This is a genomic window from Knoellia terrae (assembly GCF_048606435.1).
Classification (GTDB): domain Bacteria; phylum Actinomycetota; class Actinomycetes; order Actinomycetales; family Dermatophilaceae; genus Knoellia; species Knoellia terrae.
Genome location: NZ_JBMBWH010000003.1, coordinates 165,717 through 179,602 on the forward strand (window position 1 = coordinate 165,717; position 13,886 = coordinate 179,602).

General features: G+C 72.0%; 15 protein-coding genes. 10 read left to right on the forward strand and 5 right to left on the reverse strand.

All coding sequences use genetic code 11. The features are described from left to right. Nucleotides 1-6: 6 nt before the first annotated feature. Complete coding sequence (locus ACOJV9_RS05975; RefSeq protein ID WP_420184278.1) at nt 7-390, forward strand: FKBP-type peptidyl-prolyl cis-trans isomerase; 384 nt, start codon at nt 7-9, stop codon at nt 388-390. Here the strand turns inward: ACOJV9_RS05975 and ACOJV9_RS05980 are convergent. Then, nucleotides 377-1,480, reverse strand: coding sequence for a DUF3866 family protein (locus ACOJV9_RS05980; RefSeq protein ID WP_420184279.1), 1,104 nt, complete (start codon nt 1,478-1,480; stop codon nt 377-379). The genes ACOJV9_RS05975 and ACOJV9_RS05980 overlap by 14 nt on opposite strands. Before the next feature lie 31 nt (nt 1,481-1,511). Between ACOJV9_RS05980 and ACOJV9_RS05985 the strand changes: the two genes are divergently transcribed. From ACOJV9_RS05985 to ACOJV9_RS06010, 6 genes are all read left to right on the forward strand, one after another. After that, nucleotides 1,512-2,501 carry a helix-turn-helix transcriptional regulator gene (locus ACOJV9_RS05985; protein ID WP_420184280.1) on the forward strand — a complete coding sequence of 330 codons (990 nt, stop codon included), beginning with the start codon at nt 1,512-1,514 and terminating at the stop codon, nt 2,499-2,501. Beyond that, complete coding sequence (locus tag ACOJV9_RS05990) at nt 2,501-3,472, forward strand: helix-turn-helix transcriptional regulator (RefSeq protein WP_420184281.1); 972 nt, start codon at nt 2,501-2,503, stop codon at nt 3,470-3,472. Before ACOJV9_RS05985 ends, ACOJV9_RS05990 begins: the two co-directional genes overlap by 1 nt. 33 nt (nt 3,473-3,505) lie before the next feature. After that, entirely contained in the window at nt 3,506-3,811 is a 306-nt protein-coding gene (gene tatA, locus ACOJV9_RS05995; protein WP_420184282.1) for a Sec-independent protein translocase subunit TatA, read from the forward strand. A gap of 81 nt (nt 3,812-3,892) precedes the next feature. Next, entirely contained in the window at nt 3,893-4,663 is a 771-nt protein-coding gene (gene tatC, locus ACOJV9_RS06000) for a twin-arginine translocase subunit TatC (RefSeq protein ID WP_420184283.1), read from the forward strand. 20 nt (nt 4,664-4,683) lie between these two features. Further along, nucleotides 4,684-5,556 carry a YegS/Rv2252/BmrU family lipid kinase gene (locus ACOJV9_RS06005; protein ID WP_420184467.1) on the forward strand — a complete coding sequence of 291 codons (873 nt, stop codon included), beginning with the start codon at nt 4,684-4,686 and terminating at the stop codon, nt 5,554-5,556. Between the two features lie 9 nt (nt 5,557-5,565). Beyond that, the gene (locus tag ACOJV9_RS06010; protein ID WP_420184284.1) at nt 5,566-8,412 is read left to right on the forward strand and encodes a DEAD/DEAH box helicase; all 2,847 of its coding nucleotides are present in this window, start codon (nt 5,566-5,568) and stop codon (nt 8,410-8,412) included. 21 nt (nt 8,413-8,433) lie between these two features. Here ACOJV9_RS06010 and ACOJV9_RS06015 read toward each other — a convergent pair whose 3' ends face one another. Both ACOJV9_RS06015 and ACOJV9_RS06020 read right to left on the reverse strand, forming a co-directional pair. Continuing rightward, nucleotides 8,434-9,378 carry a 5'-3' exonuclease gene (locus ACOJV9_RS06015; protein ID WP_420184285.1) on the reverse strand — a complete coding sequence of 315 codons (945 nt, stop codon included), beginning with the start codon at nt 9,376-9,378 and terminating at the stop codon, nt 8,434-8,436. 25 nt (nt 9,379-9,403) lie between these two features. After that, nucleotides 9,404-9,763, reverse strand: a complete 360-nt coding sequence (locus ACOJV9_RS06020; protein WP_420184286.1) for a hypothetical protein — start codon at nt 9,761-9,763, stop codon at nt 9,404-9,406. Nucleotides 9,764-9,801: 38 nt separating this feature from the next. On the opposite strand from ACOJV9_RS06020, the gene ACOJV9_RS06025 reads away from it, so the two are divergent. Together ACOJV9_RS06025 and ACOJV9_RS06030 are read left to right on the forward strand one after the other, a co-directional pair. Beyond that, nucleotides 9,802-10,224 (forward strand): Lrp/AsnC family transcriptional regulator, encoded by a 423-nt coding sequence (locus tag ACOJV9_RS06025; RefSeq protein WP_420184287.1) that lies wholly within the window; start codon nt 9,802-9,804, stop codon nt 10,222-10,224. Nucleotides 10,225-10,300: 76 nt separating this feature from the next. Beyond that, nucleotides 10,301-10,720, forward strand: a complete 420-nt coding sequence (locus tag ACOJV9_RS06030; RefSeq protein WP_420184288.1) for a hypothetical protein — start codon at nt 10,301-10,303, stop codon at nt 10,718-10,720. Here ACOJV9_RS06030 and ybaK read toward each other — a convergent pair. Beyond that, on the reverse strand, nt 10,717-11,211 hold the full coding sequence (ybaK, locus tag ACOJV9_RS06035; RefSeq protein WP_420184289.1) for a Cys-tRNA(Pro) deacylase: 495 nt from the start codon (nt 11,209-11,211) through the stop codon (nt 10,717-10,719). The two genes, ACOJV9_RS06030 and ybaK, sit on opposite strands and share 4 nt — an antisense overlap. A 30-nt stretch (nt 11,212-11,241) precedes the next feature. Then, nucleotides 11,242-12,696: a KamA family radical SAM protein gene (locus tag ACOJV9_RS06040; protein WP_420184290.1), complete on the reverse strand. Its 1,455-nt coding sequence runs from the start codon at nt 12,694-12,696 to the stop codon at nt 11,242-11,244. Nucleotides 12,697-12,782: 86 nt separating this feature from the next. On the opposite strand from ACOJV9_RS06040, the gene kdd reads away from it, so the two are divergent. Then, nucleotides 12,783-13,880: an L-erythro-3,5-diaminohexanoate dehydrogenase gene (kdd, locus tag ACOJV9_RS06045; protein WP_420184291.1), complete on the forward strand. Its 1,098-nt coding sequence runs from the start codon at nt 12,783-12,785 to the stop codon at nt 13,878-13,880. Nucleotides 13,881-13,886 lie beyond the last annotated feature (6 nt).

Genomic DNA, 13,886 nt, shown 5'->3' on the forward strand with positions numbered 1-13,886 from the left:
CCCACCATGGGCTTCGACCCCAACACCAGCCGCCCCGAGATCGACTTCCCGGGCGACGTCCCCACTGAGCTCGTCACCGAGGACCTGAGCGTCGGTGACGGCGCCGAGGCGACGGCCGGCTCCACCGTGTCCTGCCACTACGTCGGTGTCGCGCACTCGACCGGCGAGGAGTTCGACGCCTCCTGGAACCGCGGCGAGCCGCTGACCTTCCGCCTCGGCGTCGGTCAGGTCATCCGTGGCTGGGACGATGGCATCGTCGGCATGAAGGAGGGCGGCCGTCGCCGCCTGCACATCCCGAGCGACCTCGCCTACGGCGAGCGCGGCGCCGGCGCCGTCATCAAGCCCGGCGAGAGCCTGGTCTTCGTGGTGGACCTCGTCAGCGTCCGCTGACCCGCTGGGCCGCGGCGACACCCGCGACGGCGCTGACGACGAAGGCGGCGAGGTCCTCCTCGAGGCCACGCCCCATCGTCGACAGCCCCACCGGGCTCTGCCGCAGGGCAGCGAGCACCCCTTCCGTGCCGATCTCGACGACGTCGAGGTCGGCACGGCTGGTGGCGGCCAGGAGGGTCGCCTGCCGTCGCACCAGGGCCGCGAGCTCGCCCCCGCCCGCGAGGACGGGGACGATCGCGGGGGAGAGCAGCGCCCGCCCGTATGCCGTCGTGCTGTGGTGCGAGATGCCACGGTGCCGTGGGCGGGGGTCGGCTCCCGAGACGCGCAGCGCCGCGACCGAGGTGCCCCCGAGGACGTGCGCCGCGTGCAGCGCATCGGCGGCCGCGATCCCGGAGTAGCCCCATCGGGTGCCGGTGCCGACGTTGCCCGGGCCCTGCGTGACCACGGTGACGTCGGCCCCGACGACGTGCCGGGCGGCGAGCAGCCCGCTGTGCACGGACACGGCCTCGTGGTCACCGCCGAAGGCCTGGCCCACGGTCAGGGACGCCGCGAGCCACCCGGCCTCCTTGAGCCCGGCCACCGCGCGCGAGAAGGCGAGCGGCAGGGCCCCGCCGTCGGTCATGACGTAGGCGACGCGGGCCTCCGGCATGGTGAGCCGGATGCCCGCGACGACCGCGGGCAGCGCCGAGTGGAGGTCGGCCACGACCACGGGCATCCCGTCCAGGGAGTCTGCGTCGAGGAGGACGTCGTGGTGGATGCTGTCCTGCTCGTCCACGGCGAGGAACATCTGCTGCTGCGGGGTGTAGCGCGCCTTGACGATGTGGCCGGGGGAGTCAGGCGCGTCCTCGGGAAGGCGGTCGGGGATGGCCACGACGAAGGCCAGGCCGCCGGTGCCCAGTCCCTTGAGCAGCGCCGAGGCGTTGAGGACCACCCGGTCGCCGGGCTCCGGCCGACCGACCATCGCGGTGTACGCCAGCGCGCGCACCTCGGCACCGGAGTCGCCCGCGGAAGCCAGCCGGACGGCATACTCCACCGCCCCCGGCCACTCCCGGATCTCCTGGACGACCACGCCCTCGCGCCACTGCATCACAGTGCGCAGGCTATCGAGTAGCGTCGGAGACATGAGCGCAGCGACGGGCACGGCCGCCAAGACCGAGCGCCTCCTCAACCTCGTGCTCGTGCTCCTCTACACCCGTCGCCCCCTCTCCAAGGCGCAGATCCGCACCCTCGTGCCGCAGTACGGCGCGACCGCGTCGACCGAGGCCTTCGACCGGATGTTCGAGCGTGACAAGGACGAGCTGCGAGGGCTCGGCGTGCCGCTGGCGACCGAGGAGATCGACGCCTTCCACGAGGACGAGCCCGGCTACCGGATCCACCAGCGCGACTACGCCCTGCCCGACATCGACTTCGAGCCGGACGAGCTCGCCGTGCTCGGCCTGGCCAGCCGCAGCTGGGCGCACGCGTCCATGGCCGGTCCTGCCGCCGAGGCGCTGCGCAAGCTGCGCGCGGCCGGTGTCGAGCGTGACGAGGGCGCCCTCATCGGCATCGAGCCGCGGCTGCGGACCACCGAGCCGGCGTTCGAGGCCGTCAAGGACGCCGTGCTGAGCCGCACGCCCATCACGTTCGACTACCGCCGGCCGGAGGGCACGCAGGCCCGCACGCGCAAGGTGCAGCCCTGGTCCCTCGTCCAGTGGCACGGCCGCTGGTACCTCGCGGGGTACGACCTCGACCGTGAGGACACCCGTGTCTTCCGGCTGTCCCGCATCGACGGACGGGTCCGCACCGCGGGGCGGCCCGGGTCGTTCGAGGTGCCCGCCGACCACGAGGCGCGCGTCCTCGTCGAGCAGTCCGACCCGCGCGGAGAGGCGCGTCCCGCCCGGGTGTGCGTCCGCCCGGGGGCGGCACACAGCTTGCGCCGTCGCGCGAGCGCGACGACCGAGACCGACAGCGGGTGGTCCGAGCTGACCGTCGACTTCCACGACGTCGACGGGTTCGCCGCCGAGCTCGCCGGGCACGGTGACGCCGTGACCGTGGTCGAGCCTCTCGAGCTGCTCGAGCGCGTCCGGACCCACCTGCGCGCCACCCTCGCCGCCCACGAGGTGAGCGCCTGATGGCGGTCGAGACGGCCACCAGCCGGCTGACCCGGCTGCTGACGATGGTCCCCTGGCTGGTCAACCGCCAGGGGATCGAGCTCGAGGAGGCCGCGCGCGGTCTCGACGTCAGCGTCGAGCAGCTCGAGTCCGACCTCAACCTGCTCTTCCTCTGCGGCTACGGGCAGATGCCCGACGAGCTCATCGAGGCGGACTGGGAGGAGGGCCGCGTCTTCGTCGGGAACGCCGACGCCATCTCACGGCCCCTGCGCCTCGGGGTGGACGAGGCCGTGACCCTCATCGTCGGGCTGCGCACCCTCCTCGAGGTGCCCGGGCTGACCGAGCGCGACGCCATCGAACGGGCCCTGGCCAAGCTGGAGGCGGCGGCCGGGGCCTCGGCGGAGCCCGCTTCACGGGTCTCCGTGGACCTGGCCGGCGCCGGCGTGGACGACGCCGTCCTCGCCCGTGCCCGCGAGGGCGTCCAGCGCCACCGACGCCTGCACCTGAGCTACCACGTGCCGGGGCGCGACGAGTCGACCGAGCGCGACGTCGACCCCATGCGCGTCATCGCCGCCGACGGCTTCTGGTACCTCGAGGGCTGGTGCCACCGGGCCGTCGGCACCCGGGTGTTCCGGCTCGACCGGGTCGAGGCCCTCACGCTGCTCGACGAGGACGGCACGCCCCCGGAGGGGGTCGCGCCCCGCGATGTGGGCGACAGCATCTTCAGCCCCACCGACGACGACCTCCTCGTCACGCTGCGGCTGCTGCCCGGTGCCCTGTGGGTGAGCGACTACTACCCGGTCGAGTCGGTCAGCGACGCCGAGGACGGGTCGCGCACCATCACCCTGCGCACGGCCGACACCGCGTGGCTGGAGCGACTCGTGCTCCGGCTGGGCGGCCACGCCGTCGTGGTGGCGCCACCGGACCTGCGCGAGCGGCTGGCCGAGCGCGCCCGCGCAGCGCTGGCCCCTGGCACCCACGACGTAGACTGACCCCAGACCTCTCATCGGAAGAAGGCACGCATCATGCTTCGCAACTTCGGGGCTCCCGAGATCATCATCATCGCGGTGCTCCTCATCGTCATCTTCGGATGGAAGCGCCTGCCCGACGCGGCGCGCAGCCTCGGTCGCTCGGCGCGCGTCTTCAAGTCCGAGGTCGACGAGATGAAGAACGACGGCAAGGACAAGAAGTCGTCCGAGACCGTTGCCGGTGAGACCGTGCGCCGCGAGGCCGACGTCGACCCCACGACGCGCCCCGCCCCTTCGCCCATCGACGAGAACGCCCCGCAGACCGACAACACGTCGGGCCCCCGCTCCGGCACCATCGGCTGACGCACCCTGTCGATGGCCCGCGTCGCGAGACCCGGTCGGCCTCGCCTGCCTCGACGGCGCGAGCGTGACCCCGAAGGCAGGATGTCGCTCGGCGACCACCTGCGCGAGTTCCGCCGTCGCGTGCTCATCGCCGCGGTGGCCGTGGTCGTCCTGGCGGTCGCCGCCGCGCTGAACTACGAACGGATCTTCGACTTCCTCGCGGCACCGTTCAACTCCTACAAGCAGTCCAACCCGCAGAGCGCGATCAGCCTCAACTTCGGCGAGGCGACCTCGGCGTTCTCCAACCTCATCACCCTGTCGGTCTTCGTCGGGGTCATCGCGGCGAGCCCGGTGTGGCTCTACCAGGCCTGGGCGTTCGTCGTCCCGGGCCTGACGAAGAAGGAGAAGCAGGTCTCGCTGCTGTTCATCGCGGCGACCGTCCCTCTCTTCCTGGGCGGCTGCTTCCTCGGGTACCTCGTGCTGCCCCAGTCCCTGCAGCTGCTCTACGGCTTCTCACCGTCCGGCACCTCGAACATCCAGCAGGTCTCGGCCTACTTCTCCTTCGTCACCCGCTTCATCCTCGTCTTCGGTGGGGGCTTCCTCTTCCCGGTCTTCCTCGTCGCCTTCAACGCCGTCGGGATCCTGCCGGCCTCGAAGATGATCAAGGGCTGGCGGGTGGCGGTGGTGCTGATCTTCGTCTTCGCGGCCGTCGCCACGCCCACGGCCGACCCGATGACGATGTTCCTGCTGGCCGCGCCGCTCGTCCTGCTGTACTTCGTCGCCTACGGCATCGCCCGGCTCATCGACCGCCGGCGCGAGAAGGCCCGACCCGACTGGCTCGACACCTCGGACGACGAGGCCTCCTCCCTGTGAGCGCGCGGCAGCGCATCGGGATGGTCGTCAACCCCACAGCCGGCAAGAACACCGGGGCCCGGATCGGTCGTGAGGCGGCGGCCCTGCTCGCGGCGGCCGGCCACGACGTCGTCGATCTCTCCGCGATGGACGGGGCCCACGCACTGGAGCGGGGCCGCGCGGCGATCGCGGACCACGCGGTCGACTGCATCGTCGTCGCGGGGGGTGACGGGATGGTCCACCTCGGCGTCAACCTCGTCGCCGGGACCGACATCCCGCTCGGGATCATCGCCGCGGGCACGGGCAACGACAACGCCCGCGAGCTCGACCTCCCGGTGCGCGACGCCGCCAGGGCCGTCGAGCGGGTGACCCACGGGGCCACCCGTCGGATCGACGCCATCCGCCGCACCACGCCCCGCGGCGAGGACCGCTGGTTCGTCGGCGTGCTCGCGGCCGGCTTCGACGCCGTCGTCAACGAGCGCGCCAACGGGTGGCGGTGGCCCAAGGGCCAGATGCGCTACAACCTCGCTCTCCTGCGCGAGCTCGGGGTCTTCCGGCCGATTCCCTACGTCATCGAGGTCGACGGCACCCGCTACGAGACCAGGGCGATGCTCGTCGCGGTGGGCAACGGGCCGGCATACGGAGGAGGCATGAGGGTCGTCCCCGCCGCCTCGTACGACGACGGCCTGCTCGACGTGCTCATCCTCCACGAGGTCTCGACGCCCACCCTGCTGCGCGTCTTCCCGCAGGTCTTCCGAGGTGCCCACGTGAGCCACCCGGCGGTCGAGATCCTCCAGGGGCGGCGCGTCCGGCTCGAGGCCAGGGGCATCGTGTCGTACGCCGACGGTGAGCGCTTCGGGCCGCTGCCGATGGAGTGCGAGGTCGTCCCGGGCGCGGTGACCGTCCTGACGTAGCCTGACGGCATGGACACTCCGGGACCCCATCTCGCGGCATTCACGGCCTCGCTGGAGTTCCCACTGGACGACTTCCAGGTGCAGGGCTGTCGCGCCGTGGAGGCGGGGAAGGGCGTCCTCGTCGCCGCCCCCACCGGCGCGGGCAAGACGGTCGTCGGCGAGTTCGCCGTCCACATGGCCCTCGCCACCGGGCGCAAGGCGTTCTACACGACACCGATCAAGGCGCTGTCGAACCAGAAGTACCACGACCTCGTGGCCGTCCACGGCGTCGACCAGGTCGGGCTGCTCACCGGCGACTCGTCCGTCAACGGGCACGCTCCCGTGGTCGTCATGACCACCGAGGTGCTGCGCAACATGGTGTATGCCGGCAGCTCCACCCTCGAGGGACTCGGCTTCGTCGTCATGGACGAGGTCCACTACCTCGCCGACCGCTTCCGCGGTGCGGTCTGGGAGGAGGTCATCATCCACCTGCCCGAGTCGGTGCAGGTGATCTCGCTGTCGGCCACGGTGAGCAACGCCGAGGAGTTCGGCGACTGGCTCGCCGAGGTGCGCGGCAACCACGCCGTCGTCGTCTCGGAGCACCGACCGGTCCCACTGTGGCAGCACATGCTCGTGGGCAGCACGCTGTTCGACCTCTTCGTCGACGAGACGGCCGAGCCGCGCGAGGACGGGTCCACGCCCCGGGTCAACCCCGACCTGCTGCAGGCCATCCGCTCGGCCGACCAGCGGCGGGCCGACGACGGCTGGGTGCGGGGGAGCACCCGCGAGCACGGTCGCGGTCGGCACGCCGTGCCGGAGCGTGGGCGCGGGCCCGGTCGTGGCGTCGACCGCTCGCACACGGGGCACGTGTCGCGCGGGGGCCCGGGCGGGGGCAACGGTGGCAGTGGTGGGCGGGGCGGGTTCGTGCGCGGTGGACGGCCCGGCGGGGGAGCGACCCGGGCCGAGGTCATCGCCCAGCTCGACCGTGACGGGCTGCTCCCGGCCATCACGTTCATCTTCAGCCGCATGGGGTGTGAGGGCGCCGTGGGCCAGCTGCTGTCGGCCGACACGCGGCTCATCCCGCAGCGCGAGGGCGAGCGGATCCGGCGCCTCGTCGAGGAGCGGATGGGCTCCCTGGCCGACGAGGACCTCGGCGTCCTGGGCTACTTCGACTTCGTCGAGGGCCTGTCGCGCGGCTTCGCCTGCCACCACGCCGGCATGCTCCCGCTGTTCCGCGAGATCGTCGAGGAGCTCTTCACCGGTGGCCGCATCCGGGCGGTGTTCGCGACGGAGACCCTCGCTCTCGGCATCAACATGCCCGCCCGGACCGTCGTCCTCGAGAAGCTCGTGAAGTTCAACGGCGAGACCCACGCCGACGTCACGCCGGCCGAGTACACCCAGCTCACGGGACGCGCCGGCCGACGTGGCATCGACATCGAGGGCCACGCCGTCGTGCAGTGGAGCCGTGGCCTCGACCCGCTCGCCGTCGGTGGGCTCGCCTCGACCCGGACCTACCCGCTGCGCTCCAGCTTCCGGCCGACCTACAACATGGCCGTCAACCTCGTCACCCAGGTCGGGCGGCAGGTGGCCCGCGAGATCCTCGAGACCTCGTTCGCCCAGTTCCAGGCCGACCGGGCCGTCGTCGGGCTCGCGACCAAGGTGCGGCGCAACGACGAGGCACTCGCCGGCTACGCCGAGTCGATGCACTGCCACCTCGGCGACTTCCGCGAGTACGCCGGGATCCGTCGGGCCATCGCCGACGCCGAGAAGGACGGTGCCAAGAAGCGGTCCGCGAGTCGGCGCGCGGAGGCGGCGGTCAGCCTCGACGTGCTCAAGGTCGGCGACGTCATCAAGGTGCCCGCCGGCCGGCGCTCCGGGTGGGCCGTCGTCGTCCAGGAGGCCCGCTCCGGCAAGGGCACCCCCAGCGGTCCCGGCGTCGTCACCGAGGACCGGCAGTTCCGACGGCTCACCCTCACCGACGTGCCCGTGCCGGTGGAGGCCACGGTGCGGATCGCCGTCCCGAGGCACTTCAACCCCAAGTCGCCGAAGGCGCGTCGCGACCTCGCCACGACCATGCGCATCGCGGTGCCGCACGACCCGCCACCGAAGCGGGCCAGGGAGCGGGCGGCGGACGAGGCTCAGGAGAGCGACCGCATCGAGCACCTGCGCCGCGAGCTCAAGGCGCACCCCTGCCACCAGTGCCCCGAGCGGGAGGACCACGCCCGCTGGGCCGAGCGCTGGCACCGCCTCAAGCGCGAGACGAGCGGCCTGCAGCGCAAGGTCGAGGGGCGCACCAACTCGGTCGCCCGCACCTTCGACCGCATCTGCGTCGTGCTCACCGACCTCGGCTACCTCGACGCCGAGGGAGCGGTGACCGACCGCGGCGAGCGGCTGCGACGCCTCTACACCGAGCGCGACCTCCTCGCTGCGGAGTGCCTGCGCTCCGACGTGTGGAAGCGGCTCGACGCGCCGGGCCTGGCCGCCTGCGTCTCGACGCTGGTCCACACCCCTCGGCACGAGCAGGCCGACCCGTCACCGCGCATGCCGACGGAGGAGGTGGCCGTGGCCATCACCGAGATGCAGCGCCTGTGGAGCCAGCTCGACGACCTCGAGGAGCAGCACGGTCTCCAGCGCACCGAGGCTCCCGACGGTGGCATGGCATGGATGGTGCACCGCTGGGCCAGCGGCTCGGGACTCGACGCGGTGCTGCGCGGCCAGGAGATGGCGGCCGGTGACTTCGTGCGGCGGTGCAAGCAGATCGTCGACCTGCTCGGTCAGATCGGCGACGCCGCCCCCGACTCCGAGCTCCGTCGTACGGCGCGCAAGGCCATCGACGGCGTCCGCCGCGGCGTCGTGGCCGCCGACCGTCTGGACTGACCCCCGACCGGCGCGCCGGGGTCAGGGGATCTGGAGGGCGGCGAGCACGCGGTTGATCGGGTTCGTCACGCCGTAGGTCGAGGCGAGCTCGCTGAGCAGCCGCGTGTCCGCCACGGTGGTGGGCAGGGCGAGGTCGACCTCGGCCACCGGGGCGTCCCGCGCCACGCGGACGACGCGCGGTGCCACGTCGAGGTAGGCGCTGGCCGCCTCGAGGTTGGTGCGCCGGGCACCCTTGATGGCGGGGTCGCCGTCGGCGACGGCCCGTCGCAGTCCCTCGAGGGAGCCGTATGCCGCGATGAGCTGCGCCGCTGTCTTGTCACCGATGCCCTTGACGCCGGGCAGGCCGTCGCTGGTGTCGCCGCGCAGGATCGACATGTCGGCGTAGGCATCGCCGTCCTGGACGGAGTACTTCTCCTGCAGGTAGCCCTGGGTCCCGATGTCGGGCTCCCGAACGCCACCCTTGCCGGTGTAGAGGACGCGCACGCCGTGGGCGTCGTCGATCAGCTGCAGCAGGTCCCGGTCCCCGGTCACCACGTCGATGGGCATCTGCCCGCGGTGACGCTCGACGAGCGTGCCGATGACGTCGTCGGCCTCGAACCCCGGCGCCCCAAGTCGCGGGATGCCGAGTGCGGTCAGCGCGTCACGGATGAGGGGCACCTGCGGGGTGAGGTCGTCGGGGGACTCCTCGACGACGTCGCTGCCCTCGGTGAGCCGGTGGGTCTTGTAGGTCGGGATGAGGTCCACCCGGAACTGGGGCCGCCAGTCGTCGTCCCAGCACGCGACGAGGTGGGTCGGCCGGTGGGCGTTGACCAGCGTGGCGATCATGTCGAGGAACCCGCGCAGCGCGTTGGTCGGCGGCTCGTCGGTGGACTCCCGCTGGTCGGGGACGCCGAAGAAGGCCCGGAAGTAGAGCGAGGCGGAGTCGAGCAGGAGCAGCTTGCCAACAGGAGGCGGCGTGGACGACATGACGCCGAGGGTATTGCACCGCCCGTCAGAAGGCGCCGGCCAGCGAGCCCACGACCCAGGCGACGACGGCTGCGGCAAGCAGCACCCCCAGCACGAGGTCCCAGACGGTGCGTGGAGAGCCCCTGCGGACCCTCACCAGCCGCACCACACCGGTCACCGCGACGACGAGCAGACTGAGCGGCAGCAGCACCAGGGAGCCCACGAATGCGGCCGAGTCGTGAGGCGTGAGCCGGCACCCGAAGAACAGCCCCTCGCACTGCCCGTTGGCGTTCGTGTCCGGAGCGGTGACGAACCAGCCGAGCCAGACCAGCCACGACACCAGCACTATTGCGAGGACGATCGGCGCGCCGCGCGGGGCTCGCCGGGAGGCGTTCGCGGTGCGCATGCCGAGCATCGTGCCCTGCCGGAACTAGGGTTGGCGACGTGGAGGACCTGGACCGCAAGATCGTGGAGCAGCTCTCGAGCGACGGACGGATGAGCTACACCGACCTGGGCCGGGCGCTCGGGATGTCGACGTCGGCGGTGCACCAGCGCGTCCGGCGGCTCGAGAAGCGCGGGGTCATCAAGGGCTACACCGCCCGGGTCGACCATGCCGCGGTCGGTGTCGCGATGACCGCCTTCATCTCGATCACCCCGCTCGACCCCGCCGCACCGGACGACATCCCCGAGCGGCTGCGGGACCTGCACGCCGTGGAGGAGTGCCACTCGGTCGCGGGCGACATGAACTACATCCTCAAGGTGCGGGTGGCCACGCCGCTCGAGCTCGAGGAGCTCCTGGCCCGGATCCGGGCGGCGGCCAACGTCTCCACCAAGACGACGGTGGTCCTCTCGACGCCCTGGGAGTAGCAGCAGCAGCAGGGCCGTTCCGGAGCCCTGTGGAAAACCCGGGGGCCGCTCGCGGGATTCGCGGCACGATCGCCGCATGACCTTCCACGACCTGCCACCGCACTCGCGCGACCTGCCCCTCGACGACCCGACCCTGCGAGCAGACCTCGTCGACCTCGTCGTCTCGCTGGCCGCTCGCGAGGGTGGCTGCCTGGCCCTGCTCCTGCTCGACGACGACCACGTCTGCACGACACCGATGCTCGTCGAGGAGATGGGGGTGCCCCAGCCGGAGCAGGTGCAGCAGGTCCTCGGCACGGTCCTGGGGCAGCTCGAGATCCCGGGCCTCGTCGCGGCCGTCGGACGCCCCGGTTCCGGCCTCTTCACCGACGCCGACCGGGCCTGCCACCAAGCGGTCGTCGAGGCCTGCCGCGCTCGCGGCATCACCCTGCTCGGCACCTACCTCGCCTCCGACAACGCGGTTCGCGAGATGCCCGACCACCTCAGGCTGGCGTCCTAACGAGCGATCGGCCCCCTGCGGGCGGCGGTGACGGCCACGAGGTCGGCCGGCGCCAGCTCGAGGTCGAGGCCACGCCTGCCGCCGGAGACGAGCACGGTGTCGTGCTCGTCAGCCGAGGAGTCGACCACCGTGGGAAGTGCTCGCTTCTGCCCGATGGGGGAGATGCCTCCCACGACGTAGCCCGAGCTGCGTTCTGCCGCAGTGGGATCGGCCATGGTCACTCGCTTGGCCCCCAGCACGGAGGCCATCGCCTTGAGGTCGAGCAGCCGGTCGACCGGGAGCACGCCCACGGCGAGCCCCGAGCCCGTGTCGACGAGCAGCGTCTTGAAGACCCGCGCCGGGTCGACGCCCAGCGCCTCGGCGGCCTCGAGTCCGAACGACTCGGCCGCAGGGTCGTGCTCGTAGGCCCGGACGGCATACCTGACTCCCGCGCGGGTCAACGCGACCGTCGCCGGAGTGCCGACGGAACCACCGCGGTCCTTGCGTCCCATGTCGCGAGCGTATGCCGCCCGCTCACCCTCCTAGTCCAGGTCGCGTGCCGAGGCGTCGCGGCTGGCACCCGCACCGGCGAGGGCCGCGGCGTGCACCTGCTCGACGTCGGTGTTGCTGCGCCACCAGGCCTGCCCGGCCTCGGGCAGGGTGTAGATCGGGTCGTAGTAGACGTACTCGCGCGACAGGGCAGCCGCATCCTCACCCTCGATGGAGGTGCGGTAGTTCTTGCGCCAGAACGACATTCCCTTGTCCCGGTCGTAGCTGTCGACCTGGTGCACCCACCGCTTGCCGACGAACGGGACGTCGCAGACGATGCGCGGCGTCGCGAAGCCGGGGAGGTAGCCCATGATCGTGTGCTGCAGGTGCTGGGCCTCGTGCAGCGCGAGCCGCCAGTGCTCCGAGAAGGGGATCATGTCGCACATGTAGAAGTAGTACGGCGTGACCATCGCCTCGTCCTGCAGGGCGAAGCAGAGGTCCAGCAGGTCCGCGCTGGTGTCGTTCACGCCACGCATGAGCACGCCCTGGTTGCGGACGTCGCGCACGCCCGCCTCGAGCATCGCCTTCGACGCCGCGGCGACGAGCGGAGTGACCGACTGGGCGTGGTTGACGTGGGTGTGGATGGCGAGCGAGACGCCGCGCGAGCGGGCCAGCGCGGAGACGCGGGCCACGCCCTCGACGACGTCGTCCTGGAGCCAGTGCTGCGGCAGCCCCATGAGCGCCTTGGTCGCGAGCCGGATGTCGCGGATGTTGTCGATCCGCAGGAGCTTGTCGAGGAAGCCCTCGAGGTTCTTCCACGGCATGTTGGCCACGTCGCCGCCGGAGACCACGACGTCGCGGACCTGCGGGGTGCGCTGGAGGTAGTCGAGCATCGCGGCGTGCCGGTCGACCGGCTTGCCGGCGAGCTTGAGCTTGAGCACCTGCGGCGTGGAGTTGCCGACGAGGTCCATCCGCGTGCAGTGGCCGCAGTACTGGGGGCACGTCGGCAGCATCTCGGCGAGCACCTTCGTGGGGTAGCGGTGCGTCAGGCCCTCGACCGCCCACATGTCGTGCTCGTGGAGGCTGTCACGGGCGGCGAAGGGGTGCGAGGCCCAGTCCGTGCGGCGGTCGCTGAAGACGGGGAGCATGTAGCGCCGCACCGGGTCGGCGAGGAACGCCTCGGTGAAGGCATCACCCGCGGCGGGCATCGAGCCGTCGGCCCAGCTCATCTCGCTGACCATCGTGTTGAGCATCTGCGGCGGGACGAGCATCGACATCGTCGCGCGCTCGGCCTGGTCGCGCTCGAGGTCCGCGTAGAACTCCTCGGTGAGCAGGTCGCCCATGAGCTCGCGCAGCTGCCCGACGTTCTTGACGCAGTGGGCCCGCTGCCACTGGGCGCTGGCCCAGTCGGCGGCGGTCACCGCGCGCCATCCCGGGAAGCGGGTCCAGTCCGGCTCGACGAGCTCCCGGCGCCGGTAGACGTAGGGCTGCTCGATGTTCGTCGTCATGTCTGCGAGGATACGGACAGATGACTCGTTCGTCACATCCCTACCGCAATATTTGTCGCCGCGTGTCGCCAGACAGGAGAACTTGCGTGCCCGTGTTGCCCGGCCCGCCCGTCCGCACCACCTCCTCGCCGTTGGGGGTCCACCGCGTGCTCGAGCCCGCCGGCTCGCTGCCCCAGGCCGCACGTGTCCTCGATCCGCGCGCCGAGATCTGGCCGGACGAGGTGCGCATCGACATCGAGACGCTCAACCTCGACGCCGCCTCCTACCGGCAGCTGCACGACAAGCACGCCGGTGAGGGGGCCGCGATCCGCGCCGAGGTCCTCCAGATCGTGGGGGAGCGGGGCAAGATGCAGAACCCCGTCACCGGCAGCGGCGGAATGCTCATCGGCACGGTCGCCGAGGTCGGCCCGCGCTCCCCGCTCGGGCTCGAGGTCGGGGACCGCGTGGCGAGCCTGGTCTCGCTCTCCCTCACCCCGCTCGCGATCAGCGACGGCCTCGAGCGGTGGGACGGGCTGGGCGAGCGCGTCCCCGCCCGTGGACACGCCATCCTCTTCGGCCGCTCCATCGCGGCGACGCTGCCGGAGGACCTGTCGCCCGAGCTCGCGCTCATGGTGATGGATGTCTGCGGCGCACCCGCGCTCGTGTCCCGCACCGTCTCCACGTATGCCGTCCGCACCAGTCCCGAGGACCCCGCTGAGGCCGGCCCGTCGGTCGTGGTGCTCGGGGGAGCGGGCAAGTCCGGCTCCCTCTCCCTGGCCGCGGCGGCGGACGCGGGCGCGACCCGCCGGGTGGCGGTGGTGCGTGACGCTGCGGAGGCGGCTGTCCTCGAGGGCACCGGTCTGGCGACCCACGTCGTCGTGGCCGATGCCCGCGACCCGCTCGGCCTCGCCGAGGCTCTGGAGGCCGCCGGGGGACCGGCCGACCTCACCGTCGTGTGCGTCGACGTCACCGGCTGCGAGCAGCCGGCGATCCTCGTCACGAGGGACGGCGGCACGGTGATCTTCTTCTCGATGGCGACGAACTTCGCGGCCGCCGCACTCGGGGCGGAGGGTGTCGCCGCGGACGTCACGATGCTCGTCGGCAACGGCTACGTCCCGGGTCACGCGGCCTACGCGCTGGACCTCATCCGCGGCAACGACGCGGTCCGGGCGCTGTTCGAAGGCCGGCTCGCCGAGGCACGGTAGTTTCGC

Bases quoted from the DNA above. Each gene is read 5' to 3' on its own strand.
- ACOJV9_RS05975 (WP_420184278.1), top strand. From the start codon at position 7: ATGGGCTTCGACCCCAACACCAGCCGCCCCGAGATCGACTTCCCGGGC.
- ACOJV9_RS05985 (WP_420184280.1), top strand. From the start codon at position 1,512: ATGAGCGCAGCGACGGGCACGGCCGCCAAGACCGAGCGCCTCCTCAAC.
- ACOJV9_RS05990 (WP_420184281.1), top strand. From the start codon at position 2,501: ATGGCGGTCGAGACGGCCACCAGCCGGCTGACCCGGCTGCTGACGATG.
- tatA (WP_420184282.1), top strand. From the start codon at position 3,506: ATGCTTCGCAACTTCGGGGCTCCCGAGATCATCATCATCGCGGTGCTC.
- tatC (WP_420184283.1), top strand. From the start codon at position 3,893: ATGTCGCTCGGCGACCACCTGCGCGAGTTCCGCCGTCGCGTGCTCATC.
- ACOJV9_RS06005 (WP_420184467.1), top strand. From the start codon at position 4,684: ATGGTCGTCAACCCCACAGCCGGCAAGAACACCGGGGCCCGGATCGGT.
- ACOJV9_RS06010 (WP_420184284.1), top strand. From the start codon at position 5,566: ATGGACACTCCGGGACCCCATCTCGCGGCATTCACGGCCTCGCTGGAG.
- ACOJV9_RS06015 (WP_420184285.1), bottom strand. From the start codon at position 9,378: ATGTCGTCCACGCCGCCTCCTGTTGGCAAGCTGCTCCTGCTCGACTCC.
- ACOJV9_RS06020 (WP_420184286.1), bottom strand. From the start codon at position 9,763: ATGCGCACCGCGAACGCCTCCCGGCGAGCCCCGCGCGGCGCGCCGATC.
- ACOJV9_RS06030 (WP_420184288.1), top strand. From the start codon at position 10,301: ATGACCTTCCACGACCTGCCACCGCACTCGCGCGACCTGCCCCTCGAC.
- ybaK (WP_420184289.1), bottom strand. From the start codon at position 11,211: ATGGGACGCAAGGACCGCGGTGGTTCCGTCGGCACTCCGGCGACGGTC.
- ACOJV9_RS06040 (WP_420184290.1), bottom strand. From the start codon at position 12,696: ATGACGACGAACATCGAGCAGCCCTACGTCTACCGGCGCCGGGAGCTC.